The organism is Pantoea deleyi (assembly GCF_022647325.1).
GTDB classification, from domain to species: domain Bacteria; phylum Pseudomonadota; class Gammaproteobacteria; order Enterobacterales; family Enterobacteriaceae; genus Pantoea; species Pantoea deleyi.
The window spans coordinates 3028382-3049341 of record NZ_CP071405.1 but is presented as its reverse complement, the minus strand read 5'-3'; the positions used below and the strand labels follow the sequence as shown (position 1 = coordinate 3049341).

Here is a 20960-nt window from a genome sequence, read left to right as displayed (position 1 = left end):
TGATAAACATTCCTTCTCAGGCTTACCGCTTCCTTTGCCACACTTACTGTTTGTGAGGATTTACGCAGAACGCTGTTCTGCCACGTCGCCCCATCAGAGCCGCTAAAGGAGCCATGCCGTGAATTATCAATTTATCGTCGACCTGAACGATCTTCCCCAGCGACAGCCGGTTAAAAAAACGCTTGGCGAAGTGGAGCTGTTACTGATCCGCGACGGGGATCATGTCCGCGCGTTCCAGGCGAAATGCCCGCACGCGGGCGCGCCGCTGGATGAAGGCGCGATCTGCGGCGATCGGCTGGTCTGCCCGTGGCACAAAGCCGCATTCGATCTGGCCGATGGCAAAATGTGTGAGCCGCTGGCGCTGGCCGATCTCAAACAGTATCCGCTGCGAATCGACGAGGGGCGGGTGCTGGTAAACCCGAAAGCGATGTCGCCTGCGGCACCGATGGGCAGCGGGGCGGCTGCGCCGGTCTGTGTGGTGCTCGGCGGCGGCGCGGCAGGCAGCGCGGCGCTGTGGCGTCTGCGTCACGACGGCTTTAAAGGCCGGCTTATCCTGATTGAACGCGAAGCGGACGCGCCCTATGACCGCACCGCACTGACCAAATTTGTGCCCTCCGGCAAGATGGCGATCGACGAGGTGCCGCAGCTGCTGAAAGCCGACGTGCTGGATCACGTTGAACGGATTCAGGCCCGCGTCAGCCGGGTGGATGCGCAGCAAAAACGGCTGATCTTCGGGGATGGCGAAACGCTGAACTTTGACAAACTGCTGATCGCCAGCGGCGCCGCGCCGGTGCTGCCTGACCTTCCGGGCCGCGATCTGGAGGGCGTCCACCTGCTGCGCAGTAAAGCGCAGACGGAGGCGCTGCTGAAGGCGGTGGACGCTACCCATCAGATCGTGATTATCGGCAACAGTTTTATCGGCACCGAACTGGCGTCGGCGCTGCGTAACCGCGATATTGATGTCACCGTGGTTGCCCGTCAGGCGCTGCCCTTTGCGAAACGGTTCGGCGAGCAGATTGGCCGCTATTTCTATCAGCTGCATGAGCAAAATGGCGTGAAGTGGGTGCAGGGTGAGATCGAAGCGCTGGAGGGGGAGCAGCAGGTCAGTGGCATCCGGCTCAAAGGCGGACAGCAGCTCGCGGCCAGCGTGGTGCTGTTTGCTACCGGCGTTAAACCGGTCACCGACTTTATCCACGATCTGCCGCTGGCTGAGGATGGCAGCCTGCAGACGGATGAACAGTTGCGGGTTGCGGACGCAATCTGGGCGGCCGGGGATATCGCCACCTATCCGTCAGCGCAGGGCCCGCTGCGCATCGAGCACTACCGTGTCGCTCATCAGCAGGGACAGACCGCCGCCTGGAACATGCTGGATCGGGCCGTCACCTACGATCGCGTGCCGTTCTTCTGGACCGCCCAGTACGGCACCCGCTACGAGTATCTGGGCCATGCAAAAGAGTGGGATAATTTCCAGCTGCTCGGCTCGCTGGAGGATAAAAAGTTTGTGGCGTTGTATGGACAGCAGGGGAAACTGGCCGCGATCTGCTCATGCGGCCTCTACGCGCTGACCGCTGAACTGATCGAACGGATGCAGCAGCCGATGACGCTGGAAGAGGCGGTGGCGCTCTGCCAGCCACACCTCGGTTAACGCGGACGCAGGGCGACGGCGCGAGCCGGATCGTCCTGCGTTTTTCTGGAACCTCAGCTGCGGCTCAGCGCTTCTGACTTCGCCATGCAGTGCTGCATCGCCTCAATCACCGCCGACCGCATCCCTTTCTGCTCCAGCACCCTGACCGCTTCGATGGTGGTGCCGCCAGGCGAGCAGACCATATCCTTGAGTTCGGCGGGGTGTCTGCCGGTGGTCAGCACCATCTCCGCCGCGCCTTTCACCGCCTGCGCCGCAAACTGATAGGCCTGGGCGCGAGGCATACCGCCAGAAACGGCCGCATCCGCCATCGCTTCGATGAACATAAACACGTAGGCCGGTGCGGAGCCGCTGACGCCGACGACAGCGTGGATCAGATACTCATCCACCACGGCCGCTTTGCCAAAGCTCTCAAAGATTGCCACAACCTCGTCGATCTCCGCCTGTTCGACCAGCACGTTTGGCGTTACCGAGGTCATGCCCTGGCTCACCAGCGAAGGGGTGTTCGGCATCGCCCGGACAATTTTGCGATCGTAACCCAGCACCGACGAGAGCGAATCAAGCGTCACCCCTGCCGCAATCGACACCACCATCGCCTCTTTTTTCAGGCTGCCCGACAGCTCCTTCAGGACTTTCAGGATGACATTCGGCTTCACCGCGCCGAACAGGATGTCCACCTCACGCGCCAGCGCATCTGCGCTCTCCGCCGCATGGATGCCATACTGCTCCGCCATCGCCTGATTCGTTTCGGCTTTGCGATCGTAAATGAAAATATCAGACGGGGTGACTTTTCCGCTTTTCACCAGTCCGCCGATTATGGCCTTTGCCATGTTTCCGCCGCCGATAAACCCGATTTTTTTTGTCAGCATCGCCATCTCCTTAGGACAGTAGTCATTTTGTTATCAGGCAGCTTACTTCAGCCAGCCTGAATAACAAGTCAGCGTCACTGCCGGACAGTGCAGCGCAAATAAAATTTGCCATTTACACTTAACCCGGCAAGATCTGAGCCTTCTCTGACTGTAAGGAATCAAGATGTCTATCTGGGTCGATGCGGATGCCTGTCCGAATGTGATTAAAGAGGTGCTTTATCGTGCGGCGGACCGCACCGCGACCACGGTCACCTTTGTGGCGAATCAGTTCCTGCGCGTACCGCCATCACCTTATCTGCGCACGTTGCAGGTGCCTGCCGGGTTTGATGTCGCGGACAACGAGATCGTCAGACGTGTGCAGCCTGGCGATCTGGTGATCACCGCTGATATTCCGCTGGCGGCGGAGGTGATTGAGAAGGGGGCGGCGGCGCTTAACCCGCGCGGCGAACGTTACTCACCGGCAACGATTCGTGAACGGCTGACCATGCGCGATTTTATGGACACCCTGCGCTCAAGCGGCGTGCAGACCGGCGGCCCCGCGACCATGAGTCCGCGTGACCGCCAGCAGTTTGCGAATGAGCTGGATAGCTGGCTTACCCAGCAGAAGCGGGGCAATTAAACGAAGCTGTCGTCGTCGTCGAAGTCGCTGCCGCCAAAATCGTTGAGATCGCCGTTATTCGCATAATCCGTGTCCCAGCTGCTGTTCTGATCCAGGAAGCTGCTGTCGTTGCCGCCGTTGAAGCTATCGGCCTGATCATCGCCACCGTTGAAGGTGTTGAGGTTATCGTTGATCTCAGGCAGCGGCGGCTCGTTGATAATGTTGACGATCTCCTCCGGCTGCGCGTGGTGGAACATGCTGGTCAGCATATCCGCCATCACCACGCCGCCCGCAACGCCCACGGCCGTCTGCAATGCGCCGCCCAGGAAGCCGGTGCCGCGCGGGGCGGCGGCCTGCGCGGGCGCATATTGCTGCTGAGCCGGTTGCTGCGGCGCACTGTTCCACGGCTGCTGCGGCTGTTGCTGAACAGGCTGCTGCTGGCGCGAACCGCTGCCAAACAGGCCCGACAGAAAGCCGCCGCTGCTCTGCGCGGGTTGTTGTTGCTGTTGCTGTTGCAGCTGCGTGACCTGGCTTTCCAGCGCTGAAATTTTCTCATTCAGCTTTTTCAGCGCCGCTTCCTGAATCAGGATCGCCTGCGCCATGTAGTAAGGCGCGCCAGGCTGGGTCTTAAGATGCTGGTTTATCAGTTGTTCTGCCGCGGCATCCCGTGCCACGGTCTGGCTTTCGGCCTGTTTCAGACGGGTGAACAGCCCTTCGATCAGTTGTTGTTCTTCGCGTTGCATGATGACTCTCCTGTGGCGATGGTTAACAGTATATGTGGGCGCCAGCAGGAAAAGTAAAATCCGGGCGGTAAGCAAATATTGCCAGTCTCATTTTACCCCGGTTTTGCGCCGTTTTTACCGCCTGTTCCGGCGGCTAATGCACAAAGTGTGCATGGGTTTCTCGTTGAAAAGATGGAGATTATCGCTGTTAAGGTCACGAAAATGCGTAAATCGTGCCTGACGGGTGGAGGCCATAATAATTTCCAGTTATCATGCGTCGCATTAATCAGCTCACCATGCAGCCGCATCGCGCGGTCAGGCGGAGGAACGGCCCTGATGTCACTACCCATCTTTTTGATTGGCGCTCGCGGTTGCGGCAAAACCACGGTCGGCGAGGCGCTGTCTCAGGCGCTGGGCTATGCCTTTACGGATACCGATCACCATCTGCAACTCAGCACGCAGCGCAGCGTGGCGGAGATTGTGGCAGAGGAGGGCTGGGAAGGGTTTCGCGCCCGTGAAACGCAGTCGCTGCGGGCCGTAACCGCGCCGCGCACCGTCATCGCCACCGGCGGCGGGATGGTTCTGGCTGAAGAGAACTGCCGCTTTATGCAGGAGCAGGGGCAGGTCATCTGGCTCAGCGCATCGCCGGAGATTCTGGCAGAGCGGCTGGAGAGCGAGCCTGAAGCGGCCCAGCGTCCGACCCTGACCGGGCGGCCCATCGCCGACGAGATGAGCGATGTGCTGCGTGAACGCGCGCATCTCTATCAGGCCGCAGCGCACCATCAGGTGGATGCCATGCAGTCGCCTGAGCGCGTGGTTGAGGCGATCCTGCTTTCGCTCTCCCTGGCTCGCGCCAGCTGACCTCAGATTATTCCCGCTTCCGTCCCGCTTCACACTCCATTGTCTATACTGATTTCATGGCAGGCAGCAGCCTGTCCTGTGGAATGTTATTCAGACAAGAGGGACACCGTATGCCGACCAGACCACCCTATCCGCGTGAAGCGAAAATTGTGCCTGTTGAGAAGGGCCCTGAAGGAAAGAAAGTCACGTTTTATGAACTGCGTGCCGATCATCCCAAACCCAATTCATTAATCAGTGAGCATGAGACGGAAGAAGAAGCGCGTGATGCCAAAGCGCGCTATGAAGACGTCGAGAAAGAGTAAATGCTGATGCTGGCAGGGACGCCGGCCTGTTCGCCTGCCGCGAGGTGTCCGCCAGGGCGTCTCTGAGCACCCCCCGACTCCGTTTCAGGTTCACCTCTCCGCTTATTCCAGTCAGTTACTCTGTTGTCAGGGGCGCGCCGCCCGATGCCGACGATCACAAACGGCCATGATTTCGCGTGACAGATCAGCAGGTTCCCTTCTACACTGCCAGACACACAACATGTGCTCTGGAGAACGATTATGCTCAACGTAAGTGAGTATTTTGACGGAAAAGTTAAGTCTATCGGTTTTGATAGTGCGAGCACGGGCCGTGCCAGCGTGGGCGTGATGGCGGAAGGTGAATACACCTTCGGCACCGGCCAGCCGGAAGAGATGACCGTGGTCAGCGGGTCGCTTAAGGTGCTGCTGCCAGGTGAAACCGAGTGGAAGTGGTTTGAAGCGGGATCGGTGTTTAACGTGCCGGGTCACAGCGAATTCCATCTGCAGGTCGGCGAACCCAGCGCCTACCTCTGCCGTTACCTGAAAGATTAAAAAAAGGGCCGCTCAGCGGCCCTTTTAGTTTGTGGTGCAGCCCGACAGGCAATGCAGGCAGCGATAGCCAGGCATCAGGCTCGGGGATCAGGAGAGCGTCTGGCGGTGCGGATTACCTTTTTACCGCCTGCCGGTCTGACCCTTTTTTCGCTGCCGTCCCCGGTCCACGGCCTGCATGATTCAGCCTGCGGCATTAACGCTGGGCTTCGCCGCCGAGCGCTTCCACCAGATTGCTGGTCAGGGCGGCCAGTTCGCTGGTCATCAGAATGAAGTCCGCATCGAAGCGCTGCGCAAAATCTTCACGGTCGATATCGTCGTTCTGATCGCGCAGCGTGTCGCTGAACTTCAGGCGCTTCACCGAACCGTCGTCGGCCAGCACGAACTGAATACGCTCCTGCCAGTCGAGAGCCAGTTTGGTCACGACTTTGCCCGCTTCGATGTGGTTGGCGATCTCATCGCACACCAGATCCTGTTTCTTGCAGCGGATCACGCCGCCATCTTCCAGCAGGGCCTTCAGTTCCGCTTCATCCATCAGTGCAAAACCGGCGGGCAGATCGCCCGAACGCACCCATTCGGTCAGGGTCAGCTCAATCGGGTTTTCCAGCGTCAGGGGCACAACCGGCAGAGAGCCCAGGCTTTTGCGCAGCAGCGCCAGCGTATCTTCCGCTTTTTTCGCGCTGGCACAGTCCACCATAATCAGGTTATTAACCGTGTCGATCCACATAAAGGTCTGGCTGAAACGGCTGAAGGCGCGCGGCAGCAGGCTGTGCAGCACTTCATCTTTCAGCGAATCTTTTTCGGTCTTCTTCAGCTTACGGCTCTGCTCCGCTTCCAGCTTGTCGATTTTCGCTTCCAGCGCCTGTTTCACCACCGGCGAAGGCAGGATTTTCTCTTCTTTGCGGGCGCAGATAACGATCTGACCCTTATTTTCGTGGGTCAGGGCGTCGCTGCGGTTGCCCATCGGCGGGACCCAGCCCGTCTTGCTCATATCCTGACTGCCACAGGGTGAAAACGTGAAAGCGTCGAGCTGTTTTTCCATCTCATCTGCGGACAACGGAATGTCACGATTCAGACGATAAACCATCATATTTTTAAACCACAACATCGGGATTCCTTACCGTAGCGCGATCGGGCGCACAAGTCTGCGAGAGTCAGCGCGCATGATAACGAAACATGGGCGTGGTTTCATTGCCTTTCCGGCAGACCCCTTTTACTGTATTTCTCACCTGACTCATCAACGAGGAATTCACCTTGCGTATAGGCATCGATCTGGGCGGCACCAAGACAGAAGTCATCGCGTTATCGGATAAGGGAGAGGAGCAGTTCCGACACCGGGTGAATACCCCGCGTGATGATTATCAGGCAACCGTTCAGACGATTGTCGATCTGGTGAGGCTGGCCGAGCAGAAAACCGGCGAAACCGGCACGGTCGGCATCGGGATCCCCGGCTCGCTGTCGCCCTACACGAAGCGGGTAAAAAATGCCAACTCCACCTGGCTGAACGGTCAGCCGCTGGACAAGGATCTGGCCCGGATGCTGAACCGGGAGGTGCGCATCGCCAACGACGCCAACTGTCTGGCGGTGTCGGAAGCGATCGACGGCGCCGGGGCCGGCCGGCCGGTCGTCTTCGCCGTGATCATCGGCACCGGATCGGGCGCAGGCGTGGCGATCAACGGGGAATCACGCATCGGCGGCAACGGCAACGCCGGTGAGTGGGGCCACAATCCGCTGCCGTGGATGGATGAGGATGAACTGCGCTATCGTCAGGACGTTCCCTGTTACTGCGGTCAGCAGGGCTGCATCGAGACCTTTGTGTCCGGCACCGGCTTTGGCGTCGACTACCAGCGGCTGAGCGGGGTTCATCGCAAAGGGGCGGAGATCGTCTCGCTGCTGGCGCAGCAGGATCCGATCGCCGAGCTGGCGATGAGCCGCTATGAGATCCGGCTGGCGAAATCGCTGGCGCATGTGGTGAACCTGCTGGATCCCGATATCATCGTCCTGGGCGGCGGCATGAGCAATGTGGATCGTCTCTACCAGACCGTGCCGCTGCTGATGAAGACGTGGGTGTTTGGTGGCGAGTGCGAAACGCCGGTTTGCAGGGCGCAGCATGGCGACTCCAGCGGCGTGCGCGGTGCCGCGTGGCTCTGGCCGCTGCCCGGCTGACCGCAGACGATTCAGCGCCCGGCAGCCGGCGCTGAATCGTTCATCATGGTTGCGCTACCGTATCGCGGCTAGTCGCCCACCAGCATACTGTCCTGCGGCGCCCGCGCGCGCTGCGTTTTGGTCGCCAGAAAGTAGAGCCAGCCCGCCAGCATAATGGCGACAAACAGCCCGCCAATCACCGGATTGAACCACAGCATCGCCAGCAGGCAGAGCACCGACAGCAGCAGGGCGATGCCCGGCACCACCGGATAGCCGGGCGCGCGGAAACTGCGCGCCATCTCCGGCGCGCTGCGCCGCAGTTTAAACAGGCTCAGCATGCTCATGATATACATCACAATCGCGCCAAACACCGCCAGGGTGATCATCGCCGCCGTCAGCGTCATTCCCTGCAGATTGATCACGCCGTCGCTGTAGATCGCCGCAATACCCACCACGCCGCCGAGAATAATGGCCCGATGCGGCGTGTGGAAACGCGACAGTTTTGCCAGAGAAGGGGGCAGATAGCCCGCGCGTGCCAGGGCGAAAAACTGGCGGGAATAGCCGAGGATGATGCCGTGGAAGCTGGCAATCAGGCCAAACAGGCCGATCCAGACCAGCATATGCATCCAGGTCGAGTGTTCGCCGACAATCATTTTCATCGCCTGCGGCAGCGGATCGTTAATATCGGAGAGCCTGCGCCAGTCGCCCGCGCCGCCTGCCAGCAGCATCACGCCGATCGCCAGCACCACCAGGGTCAGAATGCCGCTGATGTAGGCGCGGGGGATGGTGCGCCTGGGATCTTTCGCCTCTTCAGCCGCCATCGCCGCGCCCTCAATGGCGAGGAAAAACCAGATGGCAAAGGGAATCGCGGCAAAGATGCCGGAGAAGGCGGGCAGACCGAAACTGTCGCTGCCCGCCCAGCCGTGTGCGGTAAAGTTAGCCAGGCTGAAGCCGGGCGAGACCACGCCCATAAACACCAGCAGTTCCAGCACCGCCAGTACGGTCACCACCAGCTCAAACATCGCCGCCAGCTTCACGCCGAGAATATTCAGCGTCATAAACAGCAGATAGGCGCCTGCGGCCGCGGTTTTCGGGTTAAGAGCGGGATACTGCACGTTGAGATAGGCCCCGATCGCCAGGGCTATCGCCGGGGGCGCAAAGACAAACTCAATCAGCGTCGCCAGACCGGCGATCAGCCCGCCGGTTTCGCCAAAGGCGCGGCGGCTGTAGGCAAAGGGGCCGCCCGCATGGGGGATGGCGGTGGTCAGTTCGGTGAAGCTGAAAATAAAGCAGGTATAGAGCGTGGCGATCAGCGCGGTGGTCACCAGAAATCCCAGCGTGCCCGCCACGGCCCAGCCATAGCTCCAGCCAAAGTATTCGCCTGAGATCACCAGGCCAACCGCAATTCCCCACAGATGCAGCGTGCCCAGCGTGGGCTTGAGTCTGTCTGTCATACCGTTATCCCCGTCGTTGTTGGTCTCACGCGGCGTTACACCGCCATGACGCTAAAGCAGTGATAATGCCGAAGCCCGGCGCGGCGCGACTTGACGCGGGCGCAGTGATTTCTGTCCTCCGCGGTCAACTCAGCGGCAGCAACCGGGCTGGCTGCACGCTGCGGTCAACTTTGTCTCTTCTGAGGTCAAGCAGCGCCGCATCCGGCGACGCATGCTGAGTTCACGCAAGTGACCAGGAGCCGGAGTGATGAGTGCTAAACAATATGACAATCTGACTGATTCCCAACTGACCCTGATGGCCCGGCAGGCGCTGGCCTGTTATCCCGCCGCGCTGCAGGGCACACTCAGCCTGCTGTGCCGATCGGAGAACGCCACCTTTCTGCTGCAGGCCGCAGGCCGCCGTTATGCGCTGAGGCTGCACCGCGGCGATTATCATCAGAAAGCAGACATCGTCAGCGAACTGCTGTGGCTTGATGCGCTGCGCGAAACCGGCATCATGGTGCCGGAAGCGGTGCCCGATAAGACAGGTGAAAAGGTCCTGACGCTGCGGCTGCCGGATGGCGGAGAGCGCTACGTCGTGCTGTTTCACTGGATCGAGGGGGAGATGCCCACGACCGAGGTCGATCCCCGCGCTTTTCAGCAGCTCGGGCAGATCACCGCGCGCCTGCATCAGCACAGTAAACAGTGGCAGCCGCCTGCGGGTTTCCGCCGCATTATCTGGGATCACGACACCATGACCAGCGATCGCAGCCACTGGGGACGCTGGCAGGATGCGCCCAATCTCCCTGCCGCCGATCACGGCGTGGTAGAGCAGGCGATCGCGCAGGTGGGATCGGCACTGGCGCAGTTTGGCAAGGGATCGGATCGCTACGGCCTGATCCATGCGGATCTGCGGCTGACCAACCTGCTGCTGCACAAAGGGGAGACGCGGGTGATCGACTTCGACGACTGCGGGCTGGGCTGGTATCTGCACGATCTGGCGGCGGCGATCAGTTTTGTGGAGCACCATCCGCGCGCGCCAGAGTGGATCGAACACTGGATCCGCGGTTATGAGCAGGTGGCGCATATCAGTGATGCAGAGATGGCGATGCTGCCCGCGCTGCTGATCCAGCGCCGTATCCAGCTCACCGCCTGGGTGGGATCGCATGCGGAAACGGAAATGGCGCGTAGCCTCGGGCCGGAATGGGCCAGCCACTCGGTGCGCCTCTGCCGCCGTTATCTGGCGGGCAGTGCGCTGCCGGTCGGCGCCTGATGCACCAGCGGCGGGCGTCCCTGCGCCGCCGCAGTGCCGGATGTCAGGCGTCTGCTCCCACCGGGCCGCCCGCAGGCCGCAGTCAGGGCCGCGGGGACCTAGTATGGAACTTGCTCAGAGATCGGTGAAGGTGATCCACCTGAATCTGACAGAGGCGACCATGAATCCGACACTGATAAAACCCGATGCGTTTGCTGCCTGCTCTGCCGCGACAGGGGCAGGCAATCACGGCGTGCTGGCTGCGGCGGCGACCGGATTAGGCGAATTTATTCATACGCAGGGCGGCGATGCCGATCGCATCTTCGGCATCAGCGGCATCGATCCGGAACGGCTGGCCAGCCCGACGCTGAGCCTGGGGCTGGTGAACTACTGTCGGGTGCTGGAAGAGGCGGCGCGCCACTCCGGATCTGATAACTTCGGTTTGCACTACGGCAGGCAGTTTAAACCGCAGTCATTAGGCCTGATCGGCTATATCGGCCTCTGCTCCGGCACCCTGGAGCAGGCGCTGCAAAACGTGGTGGCCGCATTTCCCTGGCATCAGCACGACACGCTGACCCGCCTGGTGGATAAGGGCGAATGCTGGCGGCTCGACTATCAGGTGCGGCACGGCGCCATCCTCTCTCGCCGTCAGGATGCCGAGCTGACGCTGGGCATGTTTATGAACCTGATCCGCCACGTCGCGGGCCGCCACTGGGCTCCGCGTGAGGTGCATTTTGAGCATCCGCGCCCCGGCCAGTGGCACGATCACTGCAAAGTGTTCGATGCGCCGGTCTGGTTCGATCAGCCATTTAACTCACTGGTGATCCCGAAGCGCGATCTTTTGCGTGCGATGCCGGAAAGCGATCCGATCCTGTTGATGGTGATGCAGGATGCGATCCGGCGGCTCAACCGGGGCACGCCGCAGCAGAGCATGATCGAGCAGGCGCGCTCACAGGTTAACTTATCGCTGATGCAGGGCGAGCCGGTGCTGGAGGAGGTGGCCGATAAACTCGGCCTGTCGAGCTGGTCACTGCAGCGGCGGCTGCGCGAAGAGGGCAGCAGCTTTAGCGCACTGGTGGATCAGGTGCGCTGCGAAATGGCCACGCACTACCTGCAGCAGAAACAGCTGCCCATCTCGGAGATGGCCCTGTTGCTGGGCTACTCCGAAGTCAGCGCGTTTTCCCGCGCCTTTCGCCGCTGGTTCGGCATCAGTCCGCGTCAGTGGCGGCAGGAGGGGCTGGCCAGCTAACCCTAAGGCGCAAAGCCGAACCACGCCGGCTGATCCGGCTCCGGCGGGGGCGGCAGGTCGCGGCTCTGTGCCACCAGTTGCCAGGCGCGCAGGCAAAGCGCCTCGTTGCCTTCGGTCTGCGTTACGGCATACCGTCCACTCGGCTGCCACTCCATCCGGACCAGACATTGCTGGCCCGCATAGCGCGCCGCATCGCTGAACTGCCGGTTCAGGATCGGCTGCATTTGATTAGTCCAGTGACAGGATTTGCTGTCAGGGTTCTGAGCGATATCACAAAGATTGGCCACGCTATTCTTTTGCGTGACAGCGCCTTGCTGACAGGCGCTGAGCGTCATGGCCACCATCACCCCAGGCAGCATTCTCTTCGTTACATTAATTAAATTCATTTAACTGGCCAATTTTCCTTAAAGATCCGGCGGTCTGCTGCCGACAGTCTACAGACCGGCCTGATGAATGCTATGGCATTCCTCCGACTGTCGGCAGAACCAGAATTTACCGCCCCGGAGCGGATGACGTCTCCTTTAATTCATGGATTAGAAATGAAGAAAAATTATGCCTTTGCGGCACTCTCCTTGTTAACCGCGTCGCTGACCAGCGGCTGTGCTACCGAATCCTCCCATGCTATCCAGGCGCCGCAGGTGCGTGCCGCCAGCCAGCCGGTCTATCAGGGCGTCCTCAGCCCGATTGCGGTCGGTCAGTTTGATAACCGCTCCTCCTACATGAACGGTATCTTCTCGGATGGCGTTGATCGCCTGGGCAATCAGTCCAAAACCATTCTGATCACCCATCTGCAGCAGACCCATCGCTTCAGCGTGCTGGATCGCAGCAACCTGAAGGCGTTGCAGCAGGAGTCTGACTTTAAGCACGGTCAGCAGAGCATCAAGGGGGCGAACTACATCATTACCGGCGATATCACCGAGTTTGGCCGCAAAGAGGTGGGCGACCAGCAGCTGTGGGGCATTCTGGGCCGCGGCAAAACCCAGATCGCCTACGCCAAAGTGAATCTGAACGTGGTGGATGTCACCACCTCCGAAGTGGTCTACAGCACCCAGGGCGCGGGCGAATACCAGCTCTCTGCGCGTGAAGTGATCGGCTTCGGCGGCACCAGCAGCTATGACTCCACGCTGAACGGCAAAGTGATGGATCTGGCGATTCGCGAAGCGGTCGATCATTTAGTGGATGGAATCACCAGCGGCGCGTGGCGCCCGGTTAAATAAGGAAGCAGGCAATGAAGATGATGACACTGAGCGGCGCGCTGATGGCGGTGACGCTGCTGGCAGGCTGTGCGCCGAAAGCGCCGAAAACGATCTACTACTGGGGCGACTATCAGGAACAGGTCTGGCACTTTTATCAGCAGGGCGGCGACCCGATGAAGCAGATCGATGCGCTGAATCTGGATGTTGAAAAAGCGCGCGCGGCGGCCCAGCCCGTGCCGCCAGGCCTGCATGCGCAGCTCGGCCTGCTCTATGCCCGAACCGGCGACACCGGCAAAGCCTTCACCCAGTTCGCCACCGAGAAGCAGCTGTTTCCGGAAGCGGCCCCCTACATGGACTTTCTGATGAGTAAAAAACAAGGAGTGGTGCAGTGAATAAACTGATTGCCCTGAGTGGCGTGCTGATGGTGCTGCTGCTGACCGGCTGTGCGCAGCCGAAAAAAAGCTATGACTACAGTGCGTTCCGCGCCAGCAAGCCCGCCTCGATTCTGGTGCTGCCGGCAGAGAACCGGTCTCCGGATATTAATGCCGCACACAGCCTGGCCTCGCTGGTCACGCGTCCGCTGGCCGAAGCCGGTTACTACGTCTTCCCGGTGGCGGTGGTCGAAGAGACGTTTCAGCAGAACGGCCTGACCAGCGCCCGCGACGCCCAGGCGGTCAGCGCGAAGCGTCTGAATGAGATTTTCCATGCCGACAGCGCGCTTTACATCGACATCAGCGAATATGGCAGCAGTTACCGGGTCATTGACAGTATGACCACCGTGTCGGCGAACGCGCGGCTGGTGGATCTGCGCAGCGGCAAACAACTCTGGCAGGGGTCCGCCACCGCGACTGACGATAATCAGCAGAACGGCAACAACGGTCTGGTCGGGATGCTGGTCAGTGCGGCGATTAAGCAGATTGCCAACAATGTGACGGACAAGGCGCACACCATCGCCGGGCTGACCAGCGATCGTCTGCTGGCGCACAACGAGCAGGGCGGATTGCTCACCGGCCCACGCTACAGGCTTGTCAGCGCCCGCTGATCCATGACCAACGGGCGCAGCCGCGCCCGTTACCCCTGCGGCAGCTCCAGCTGGCTGTAACCCAGCCCGTTCATTTTGCGGACTTTAATCTGCACCGGAATACGCTCTTTCATCGCCTCGACGTGGCTGATCACCCCGATCGTTTTGCCGCTGGCGTTGAGGGCATCCAGCGCATCCAGCGCGGTGTCCAGCGTCCGGGCATCCAGCGTGCCAAACCCTTCATCAAGAAACAGCGATTCGATGCGCGTTTTATGGCTGACCAGATCGGACAGCGCCAGCGCCAGTGCCAGGCTGACCAGGAAACTCTCGCCACCCGACAGCGTGCGGGTATCGCGCGCCGCATCTGCCTGCCAGGTATCGACCACGTCCAGCTCCAGCTGATCCTGAGCCCGGCGCTGCAGCAGATAGCGGCCGTGCAGCCGGTCGAGCTGGCGGTTCGCCAGCGCCACCAGGTGATCCAGCGTCAGTCCCTGAGCGAAACGCCGGAACTTATCGCCGCTGGCGGAGCCAATCAGGTCGTTGAGCAGGCTCCACTGCGCCAGCGTCGCCCCCTCCTGTTCGATCTGCGTCATCAGGCTCTGCTGTCGGGCGCGCAGGCTGGCATCGCTGTTTAGCTGCTGCTGAATCTGCCCCTGCTGACTGGCGTTGTCGCGCAGGGCCAGCCGCAGCTGCTCCAGCTGATCTGCCAGCCCCACGGCCGACGCCGGCAGCGCGGCGGGCCTGGCCTGCTGATGGGCCGCCAGCCGCTGCTCCAGATCCGCCAGGCGGGCCTGCTGCTGCTGACATTGCTGGTCGAGCTGCTGCAGCTGCTGACGCAGTTGCCGGGCCGTCTGCTCATCCAGCAGCGCCGCGCGCAGGTGCTCTTCATCCGCGAAACCGGCGTCCGCCAGGGCCTGACGCAGCGCGGTGTCCGCCTCTGACCGTTTGTGGCTGAGGCTCTGCCGCTGCGCTTCCAGCGCCGAGCACTCACCCTGCAGGCGACTGACCTCCGCCTGAGCCTGCTGCAGGGCATTCAGCTGCTGCGCCAGCTGGTCATCGCACTGCTGAACCCGCGCCTGCATCTGCTGACGCGCGTGCGCGACGTCGCGAGCGCCAAACAGCGTCTGGCGCTGCTGCCGCATTTCGCTGAGCTGCGTCTGACTCTGCTGCTGCTGTTCCAGACGGGCGGCGAGCTGCTGCTGTTCCTGCGCTGCCTGCTGCTGCAGGGCGGCGAGCTGGGTTTCTCCCTTAAGCAGCTGCGGCTGCAGGTTAGCGAGCAGTTGCTCACTTTCCTGCCAGCGCTGCCAGCGACTCTGCTGCGTCGCCAGCCACGCGTCACGATCGGCGGCGGCGGGCAGGGTCAGATCGTGGGCGCTGAACTGCTGCGCCAGGCGGCTCTGCAGCGCCTGCCACGCCTGCTGCTCCTGCTGCTGCCGCTGTTGCAGCGCCTCCAGCGACTGCTGCAGGCTGGCCAGCGACTGCTGAGCGAGCTGTTCCGCCTGCTGATGCTGCTGCCAGGCCTGCGCCTGCTGCAGGTAGTGATCTTTCGCGGCCTGCCGCGCCTGTTCTGCGGCCTCCTGCGCCTGGCGCTGCTGCTCAAGCTGGCTTTCCCGTTCGCTCTGCTGCTGCTGCCACGCGGCCAGCGCCTCGCTATCGGCAATCGGGAAGGTGAGTGCCAGCTCACTGCTCAGCGCCTGCCATTGCTGCTCAAGCCGGTCGAGCTGCTGCTGCGTCTGCGCGATCTCTTCACGCAGGGTCTGCTGCTGCAGCGCGGACTGTTTCAGCTGCTCCCCTCTGGTGGTGCCCGCTTCGCGCAGCGCCTCGGTCTGCTGCTGCAGCGCCGCCCGACGCTGCTGGTTAGCACTTACTTCCAGCGAACGGTAGGCGTCCACCGCGGGATGTGTACAGGAGCCGCAGAGCGGACAGGGCTGATCGGCGGTGAGGCGGGCGCGGTAATCGCTGAGGTCGGCGATCTGCTGCTCCAGCGCACAGATTTTTTCGACATCGTCCAGCTGCTGCTTTTCACGTTTCCACGTCTCGCGCAGGGTCTGCAGCTCCGCCTCGCTCTGCTGATGTGCTTTTTCCAGCGCGCTCAGGCGCTGCTGACGCTGACCGAGCTGCTGGTGCAGCGGCTGCCACTGCGTGGCGAGCAGCAGCAGTTGCTGATGCGCCGGACGGTTATGCTGCAGCTGGCTCAGCGCCGCGCGCAGCGCTGCCGGCGGATGCTGCTCCTGAAGCGAAGTCAGTACTTGCTCCGCCTGCGACAGCGCCGCGCGAGCCTGCTGTTCCGCCTGCTGACGCGGCAGCGCCTGCTCAGCCTGCTGCTGTTGCTGCGCCTGCTGCGCGGCGATCTGCCGTTGCTGCTGTTCCGCCTGCTGTGCCAGGCCCGCCAGCGTCGTCTCACGCTGAGCCAGCAGCGCAAAGTTCTCCTGCCAGACGGGCAGGGAGGCACCCCACTGCGCCAGATCGGCCAGCTGCCGTTGTAACTGCTGCTGTTCAGCCAGCGCCTGCTGCCACCCGGCGACCTGGCGCGTCTGCGCCGTCAGGGCGAGCTGCGTCTGGTCCAGATGCTGCTGCTGGCGGCTGTTCTCCTGCTGCTGTTCTGAGAGCTGCTGCTGGCGTGTCGCAATCTGCTGATCCAGCGGCAGCACCTGGTCTGTCAGCAGACGCTCCTGCTGCTGCTGGTCCTGCAGCGCCTGCTGACGGGCGGTCTGGATGGCGGTGTAGTGCTGCTGATGCTGCTGCTGTTGCTGCTGCGCCTGCCCGGCGGCGGCCGTGAGCTGCTGACAGCGGCTGTCCGCCTGCTGCTGATCGGCGTGCAGCGTGTCGCGCTGCTGCAGGATGCCGCGCAGTTTTTCTGCCGGTTCGCTGCGGGCCAGCCGCTGGCGGTCACCCTCTGCCGCCTGCGAGGCGGCCTGTGCCTGCTGAACCGCGGCCTCCGCCTGCTCACGTTCCTGCTCAAGCTGCTGCGTCTGCTGCAGCCACTGCTGCTGCTGTTGCGCCTGCTGATAGTCTGTGCTGAGCCGCTGTTCGGCGTCGGTCAGATCGGCGAGCTGCTGCTGCAGCGCCGCACGCGCCTCGTCATCCAGCAGGGCCATCGCGCCCGCCTGACTGCGCAGCAGATCCAGCTGGGTCTTCGCCTCTTTGTGGCGCTCATAGATCGCGGTGGAGATCAGGCCGTAGATCTCCGTGCCGGTCAGCTCCTCCAGCAGTTCGGCGCGTTCGCTGGCCTTTGCGTTGAGAAAGGCGGCGAACTGCCCCTGAGAGAGCATCATCGAGCGGGTAAAACGCTCAAAATCGAGCCCGGAGAGGGTTTCGATCAGCTTAAGCTTGTCGCCAACCTTATCGGCGACAATCACGTTGTCGGCGCAGCGCGCCAGCTCCACGCGCGGGGCCTGCAGCTTGCCGTCGGCGGTGCCGCGTGCGCGGTTCTGGCTCCAGAAGGCGCGCCAGGCCTCGCCTTTAATTTCGAACTCCACTTCGGCCAGGCATTCCGCGCAGTCGCGGGTCATCAGCGCATTCTGGCTCTGGGATATCGCCCCCAGGCGCGGCGTCTGGTGATAGAGCGCCAGACAGATGGCGTCGAGCAGGGTAGTTTTACCGGCCCCGGTGGCACCGGTAATGGCGAACAGGCCGTTGCTGGCAAAGGGTTCGGCACGGAAGTCGATGAACCATTCACCGCGCAGGGCATTGAGGTTTTTAAACCGGAGCGTGAGGATCTTCATTGGGTCTCTTCCATGGCGGCCAGCGTCTGGCGGAACAGGGTGGTCATCTCGTCAATCTGCGTCTCATCCAGCGCCTCATCCAGCGCCAGGCGGCGGGCGAAGACCTCCTCCACCTTCAGCTCGTTCAGGGTTTCATTATCGAGCCGCGCCAGGCTCTGCTGACGCTGTTCCCGGCTGCGGCGAAGCAGCAGAACCTCCACCGGCAGCGCGGCGGTCAGGCTCTCAACCTGCCGCTGCAGGTCGCTGAGGTACTCCTGGGTGGTGACCTCGATGTCGAGCCAGGTGGGCTTCGCCTGCGCAACCGGACTGAGGGCGTTGAGCTGATCGGCGATCTGCGCCAGCGATCCTTTCAGCATTCGCATCGGCTGCGTCTGCGGCACCACCAGCGGCGTGACAGATTGCAGGCCGCTGGCCGCCAGCGCCACCAGGAAGACGCTCTTTTCGCTGCCCAGTTCATCAAAACTCAGCGGGATCGGCGAGCCGCTGTAGCGGATATGCTCGCTGCCCGCGACGCGCTGGGCGCGATGGATATGGCCCAGCGCAATATAGTCAGCCGCCGGGAAGGCGCTGGCGGGGAAGGCGTCCAGCGTGCCGATATAGATGTCGCGCACTGAATCGCTCTGGCTGACGCCGACGGTGGTGAGATGGCCGGTCGCGATGATCGGCAGCGCATGGCCCAGCGCCTGCGCGGCGGCGAAACGCTGTTGATAGTGCTCGGCGATCGCCTCCAGCAGCGAGGTCTGCTTGTCACGTCCCGACTGGCCCGCCCGGCTGCGCAGGATGTCGCGCGGACGCAGGTAGGGAATGGCGCAGAGCAGCGCGCCCGGTTCGCCCTGGCGGGTCGTGAGCAGCAGCACGTCGTCGTTCTCCTGCGGTGTGGCGATCACCCGCGTATTAAGGCAGGCCAGCAGTTCACGCGACTCGTTCAGCGTGGCAACGGAGTCGTGGTTGCCGGCCAGCACGATCAGCTGGCAGCCCGTAGGCTGCAGCGCCACCACAAAGCGGTTGAACATCTCGCGGGCATAGCTGGGTGGCGTTCCGGTGTCGAAGAGATCGCCCGCAATAATCAGCGCATCCACCTGATGCTGTTCAATCTGGATCAGCAGCCAGTCGAGAAACGCCTGATGTTCCGCCGCCCGGCTTTTGTTGTAGAAGAACTGCCCCAGATGCCAGTCCCCAGTATGAATAATGCGCATGATGAGTCCCTGCCGTTGTGATTCGCCCGGCGATTATACGGGCTCTGCGGCCAAAGCAAAAAAATGTCGTGGCCCTGTCATAAATGATTACCCACGAGGTTACAGGCAGGTTATGTTTTTCATAAAAGTGTCACAAATCTGACGCATAATGGCGCCGCGAATCTCAGTGACAGCCGTCATAATCTGCAGGAGTAATAATGGCTAAGCGCATTCTGGTTGTGGAGGATGAAGCCCCCATCCGCGAAATGTTGTGTTTTGTTCTGGAGCAGAACGACTATCAGCCGATTGAGGCGGAAGATTATGACAGCGCCGTGGGCAAGCTGATTGAACCCTGGCCCGACCTGATTTTACTGGACTGGATGTTACCCGGCGGCAGCGGCATTCAGTTTATCAAACACCTGAAACGCGAAGCGATGACGCGCGATATTCCGGTGATGATGCTGACCGCGCGCGGTGAAGAGGAAGATCGGGTTCGCGGGCTGGAAGTCGGCGCCGATGATTACATCACCAAGCCATTTTCGCCGAAAGAGCTGATGGCGCGGATCAAGGCGGTGATGCGGCGTATTTCGCCGATGGCCGTGGAAGAGGTGATTGAGATGCAGGGGCTGAGTCTGGATCCCTCCTCGCATCGCGTGATGTCCGAAACCACGCCGCTGGAGATGGGCCCTACCGAATATAAGCTGCTGCACTTCTTTATGACTCACCCGGAACGGGTTTACAGCCGCGAACAGCTGCTCAACCACGTCTGGGGCACCAATGTCTATGTGGAAGATCGCACGGTCGATGTCCACATTCGCCGTTTACGTAAAGCGCTGGAAGTCTCCGGCCACGATCGCATGGTACAAACCGTTCGTGGAACAGGGTATCGTTTCTCTGCCCGCTACTGAACGGAGTTTTCACCGTGCTGGAACGCCTCTCCTGGAAGAGATTACTTGCAGAACTGCTGCTGGCCTGCCTGCCGGGGCTGCTGCTGGGCCTGCTGTTCGGCGGCCTGGCCTGGTGGCTGTTGCTGAGCGTGCTGGCGGTACTGTTGTGGCACTTTCACAATCTGATGCGGCTGTCGCACTGGCTGTGGCTTGACCGCACCATGACCCCACCCACCGGGCGCGCCAGCTGGGAACCGCTGTTTTATGGCCTCTATCAGATGCAGCTGCGAAACCGGCGGCGGCGGCGTGAACTGGGTAATCTGATCAAGCGGTTCCGCAGCGGGGCCGAATCGCTGCCGGATGCGGTGATCCTGACCACCGAAGAGGGAACGATTTTCTGGTGCAACGGGCTGGCGCAGCAGCATCTTGGCCTGCGCTGGCCGGAAGATAATGGCCAGAATATCCTCAATCTCCTGCGCTATCCGGAGTTCTCCCGCTATCTCCGTCAGCGCGATTTTGACAAGCCGCTGACGCTGGTGCTCAACAACAAACTGCACATGGAATTTCGCGTGATGCCTTACAGCGAAGGACAGTGGCTGCTGGTGGCGCGCGATGTCACGCAGATGCACCAGCTGGAGGGCGCGCGCCGCAACTTCTTTGCCAACGTCAGCCATGAGCTGCGCACACCGCTCACGGTGCTGCAGGGCTATCTGGAGATGATGAACGATTCGGTGATGAGCGAACCTTCGCGCAGCAAAGCGCTGCACACCATGTCGGAGCAGACGCGGCGGATGGACAGTCTGGTTAAGCAGCTGCTGACGCTGTCGCGCATTGAGGCCGCGCCAGCCATCGATCTCAAAGAGAAGGTGGATGTGCCGGTGATGCTGAAACTGCTGCAGCATGAGGCGGCGACGCTGAGCGGCGGGCGGCACGAGATCCATTTCCATACCGATCCCCATCTTAAGGTGTTCGGCAACGATGAGCAGTTGCGCAGCGCCATCTCCAATCTGGTTTACAACGCCGTCAATCACACGCCAGCGGGCACGCGGATCGACATCAGCTGGCTGCGCAGCAAGCAGGGGGCGACTCTGCGGGTGTGCGACAACGGGCCGGGCATCGCGCCGGAGCATATTCCGCGCCTGACCGAGCGTTTCTATCGCGTCGATAAAGCGCGCTCCCGGGCCACCGGCGGCAGCGGGCTGGGGCTGGCGATTGTGAAACATGCGCTGAGCCACCATAACGCGCGGCTCGACATCACCAGTGTGCCGCACAGCGAGACCTGTTTTACCTTTACGCTGCCAGCGAGGTTGATTGTCAGCGGCGTGATGCAGGAGAATGCCGTACATTAATCGCCG

The 20960-nt window shown here is 61.6% G+C and carries 20 protein-coding genes; 13 read left to right on the top strand and 7 right to left on the bottom strand.

The features are described from left to right. The first annotated feature begins 118 nt into the window (after positions 1–118). Positions 119–1645 (top strand): FAD-dependent oxidoreductase, encoded by a 1527-nt coding sequence (locus J1C59_RS14465; RefSeq protein ID WP_140917120.1) that lies wholly within the window; start codon positions 119–121, stop codon positions 1643–1645. 53 nt (positions 1646–1698) lie between these two features. Here J1C59_RS14465 and proC read toward each other — a convergent pair whose 3' ends face one another. Further along, positions 1699–2511: a pyrroline-5-carboxylate reductase gene (gene proC, locus J1C59_RS14460; RefSeq protein ID WP_128086926.1), complete on the bottom strand. Its 813-nt coding sequence runs from the start codon at positions 2509–2511 to the stop codon at positions 1699–1701. A gap of 163 nt (positions 2512–2674) precedes the next feature. On the opposite strand from proC, the gene J1C59_RS14455 reads away from it, so the two are divergent. Next, the gene (locus J1C59_RS14455) at positions 2675–3130 is read left to right on the top strand and encodes a YaiI/YqxD family protein (protein ID WP_111140890.1); all 456 of its coding nucleotides are present in this window, start codon (positions 2675–2677) and stop codon (positions 3128–3130) included. Here the strand turns inward: J1C59_RS14455 and J1C59_RS14450 are convergent. Then, a complete protein-coding gene (locus tag J1C59_RS14450) occupies positions 3127–3852 on the bottom strand; it encodes a DUF2076 domain-containing protein (protein ID WP_140917121.1) in 726 nt (241 codons plus the stop codon). The genes J1C59_RS14455 and J1C59_RS14450 overlap by 4 nt on opposite strands. 315 nt (positions 3853–4167) lie before the next feature. On the opposite strand from J1C59_RS14450, the gene aroL reads away from it, so the two are divergent. From aroL to ppnP, 3 genes are all read left to right on the top strand, one after another. Beyond that, positions 4168–4692 carry a shikimate kinase AroL gene (gene aroL / locus J1C59_RS14445; protein ID WP_128086866.1) on the top strand — a complete coding sequence of 175 codons (525 nt, stop codon included), beginning with the start codon at positions 4168–4170 and terminating at the stop codon, positions 4690–4692. 110 nt (positions 4693–4802) lie between these two features. Then, positions 4803–4994, top strand: coding sequence for a YaiA family protein (locus J1C59_RS14440; RefSeq protein ID WP_128086865.1), 192 nt, complete (start codon positions 4803–4805; stop codon positions 4992–4994). 240 nt (positions 4995–5234) lie between these two features. Continuing rightward, complete coding sequence (gene ppnP, locus J1C59_RS14435) at positions 5235–5525, top strand: pyrimidine/purine nucleoside phosphorylase (RefSeq protein WP_128086864.1); 291 nt, start codon at positions 5235–5237, stop codon at positions 5523–5525. A gap of 193 nt (positions 5526–5718) precedes the next feature. Here ppnP and rdgC read toward each other — a convergent pair whose 3' ends face one another. Next, on the bottom strand, positions 5719–6630 hold the full coding sequence (rdgC, locus tag J1C59_RS14430; RefSeq protein WP_111140885.1) for a recombination-associated protein RdgC: 912 nt from the start codon (positions 6628–6630) through the stop codon (positions 5719–5721). A 146-nt stretch (positions 6631–6776) separates the two neighbouring features. Here rdgC and mak point away from each other — a divergent pair, with 146 nt between their 5' ends. Next, positions 6777–7688: a fructokinase gene (mak, locus tag J1C59_RS14425; protein WP_140917122.1), complete on the top strand. Its 912-nt coding sequence runs from the start codon at positions 6777–6779 to the stop codon at positions 7686–7688. Between the two features lie 68 nt (positions 7689–7756). On the opposite strand, the gene eat is transcribed toward mak, so the two are convergent. After that, positions 7757–9121 (bottom strand): ethanolamine permease, encoded by a 1365-nt coding sequence (gene eat / locus J1C59_RS14420; RefSeq protein WP_128086933.1) that lies wholly within the window; start codon positions 9119–9121, stop codon positions 7757–7759. Between the two features lie 247 nt (positions 9122–9368). Between eat and J1C59_RS14415 the strand changes: the two genes are divergently transcribed. After that, a complete protein-coding gene (locus tag J1C59_RS14415; protein ID WP_140917123.1) occupies positions 9369–10373 on the top strand; it encodes a phosphotransferase enzyme family protein in 1005 nt (334 codons plus the stop codon). Positions 10374–10533: 160 nt separating this feature from the next. After that, positions 10534–11601: an AraC-like transcriptional regulator QhpR gene (gene qhpR, locus J1C59_RS14410; protein ID WP_128086871.1), complete on the top strand. Its 1068-nt coding sequence runs from the start codon at positions 10534–10536 to the stop codon at positions 11599–11601. Between the two features lie 2 nt (positions 11602–11603). On the opposite strand, the gene J1C59_RS14405 is transcribed toward qhpR, so the two are convergent. Further along, positions 11604–11987, bottom strand: a complete 384-nt coding sequence (locus tag J1C59_RS14405) for a cell envelope integrity TolA C-terminal domain-containing protein (protein WP_128086867.1) — start codon at positions 11985–11987, stop codon at positions 11604–11606. A 153-nt stretch (positions 11988–12140) separates the two neighbouring features. Between J1C59_RS14405 and J1C59_RS14400 the strand changes: the two genes are divergently transcribed. From J1C59_RS14400 to J1C59_RS14390, 3 genes are read left to right on the top strand one after another with little or no spacing between them, the layout of a single operon-like run. Beyond that, the gene (locus tag J1C59_RS14400; protein WP_128086868.1) at positions 12141–12818 is read left to right on the top strand and encodes a CsgG/HfaB family protein; all 678 of its coding nucleotides are present in this window, start codon (positions 12141–12143) and stop codon (positions 12816–12818) included. Between the two features lie 11 nt (positions 12819–12829). Next, positions 12830–13189: a DUF4810 domain-containing protein gene (locus tag J1C59_RS14395; RefSeq protein WP_128086869.1), complete on the top strand. Its 360-nt coding sequence runs from the start codon at positions 12830–12832 to the stop codon at positions 13187–13189. Next, complete coding sequence (locus J1C59_RS14390; protein ID WP_128086870.1) at positions 13186–13839, top strand: DUF799 domain-containing protein; 654 nt, start codon at positions 13186–13188, stop codon at positions 13837–13839. The genes J1C59_RS14395 and J1C59_RS14390 overlap by 4 nt, the downstream gene beginning before the upstream one ends. A 29-nt stretch (positions 13840–13868) precedes the next feature. Here the strand turns inward: J1C59_RS14390 and J1C59_RS14385 are convergent, their stop codons facing one another. Then, entirely contained in the window at positions 13869–17543 is a 3675-nt protein-coding gene (locus J1C59_RS14385; protein ID WP_140917124.1) for an AAA family ATPase, read from the bottom strand. Further along, entirely contained in the window at positions 17540–18739 is a 1200-nt protein-coding gene (sbcD, locus tag J1C59_RS14380) for an exonuclease subunit SbcD (protein ID WP_128086877.1), read from the bottom strand. The genes J1C59_RS14385 and sbcD overlap by 4 nt, the downstream gene beginning before the upstream one ends. Positions 18740–18936: 197 nt before the next feature. Here sbcD and phoB point away from each other — a divergent pair, with 197 nt between their 5' ends. Both phoB and phoR read left to right on the top strand, forming a co-directional pair. Then, the gene (phoB, locus tag J1C59_RS14375) at positions 18937–19626 is read left to right on the top strand and encodes a phosphate response regulator transcription factor PhoB (RefSeq protein WP_003852491.1); all 690 of its coding nucleotides are present in this window, start codon (positions 18937–18939) and stop codon (positions 19624–19626) included. 14 nt (positions 19627–19640) lie between these two features. Then, positions 19641–20954, top strand: a complete 1314-nt coding sequence (gene phoR, locus J1C59_RS14370; RefSeq protein ID WP_128086876.1) for a phosphate regulon sensor histidine kinase PhoR — start codon at positions 19641–19643, stop codon at positions 20952–20954. The last annotated feature ends 6 nt before the right edge of the window (positions 20955–20960 follow it).

Coding starts and splice junctions, on each gene's coding strand:
- proC (WP_128086926.1), bottom strand. CDS start 2,511: ATGCTGACAAAAAAAATCGGGTTTATCGGCGGCGGAAACATGGCAAAG.
- J1C59_RS14455 (WP_111140890.1), top strand. CDS start 2,675: ATGTCTATCTGGGTCGATGCGGATGCCTGTCCGAATGTGATTAAAGAG.
- J1C59_RS14450 (WP_140917121.1), bottom strand. CDS start 3,852: ATGCAACGCGAAGAACAACAACTGATCGAAGGGCTGTTCACCCGTCTG.
- aroL (WP_128086866.1), top strand. CDS start 4,168: ATGTCACTACCCATCTTTTTGATTGGCGCTCGCGGTTGCGGCAAAACC.
- J1C59_RS14440 (WP_128086865.1), top strand. CDS start 4,803: ATGCCGACCAGACCACCCTATCCGCGTGAAGCGAAAATTGTGCCTGTT.
- ppnP (WP_128086864.1), top strand. CDS start 5,235: ATGCTCAACGTAAGTGAGTATTTTGACGGAAAAGTTAAGTCTATCGGT.
- rdgC (WP_111140885.1), bottom strand. CDS start 6,630: ATGTTGTGGTTTAAAAATATGATGGTTTATCGTCTGAATCGTGACATT.
- eat (WP_128086933.1), bottom strand. CDS start 9,121: ATGACAGACAGACTCAAGCCCACGCTGGGCACGCTGCATCTGTGGGGA.
- J1C59_RS14415 (WP_140917123.1), top strand. CDS start 9,369: ATGAGTGCTAAACAATATGACAATCTGACTGATTCCCAACTGACCCTG.
- qhpR (WP_128086871.1), top strand. CDS start 10,534: ATGAATCCGACACTGATAAAACCCGATGCGTTTGCTGCCTGCTCTGCC.
- J1C59_RS14405 (WP_128086867.1), bottom strand. CDS start 11,987: ATGAATTTAATTAATGTAACGAAGAGAATGCTGCCTGGGGTGATGGTG.
- J1C59_RS14400 (WP_128086868.1), top strand. CDS start 12,141: ATGAAGAAAAATTATGCCTTTGCGGCACTCTCCTTGTTAACCGCGTCG.
- J1C59_RS14395 (WP_128086869.1), top strand. CDS start 12,830: ATGAAGATGATGACACTGAGCGGCGCGCTGATGGCGGTGACGCTGCTG.
- J1C59_RS14385 (WP_140917124.1), bottom strand. CDS start 17,543: ATGAAGATCCTCACGCTCCGGTTTAAAAACCTCAATGCCCTGCGCGGT.
- sbcD (WP_128086877.1), bottom strand. CDS start 18,739: ATGCGCATTATTCATACTGGGGACTGGCATCTGGGGCAGTTCTTCTAC.
- phoB (WP_003852491.1), top strand. CDS start 18,937: ATGGCTAAGCGCATTCTGGTTGTGGAGGATGAAGCCCCCATCCGCGAA.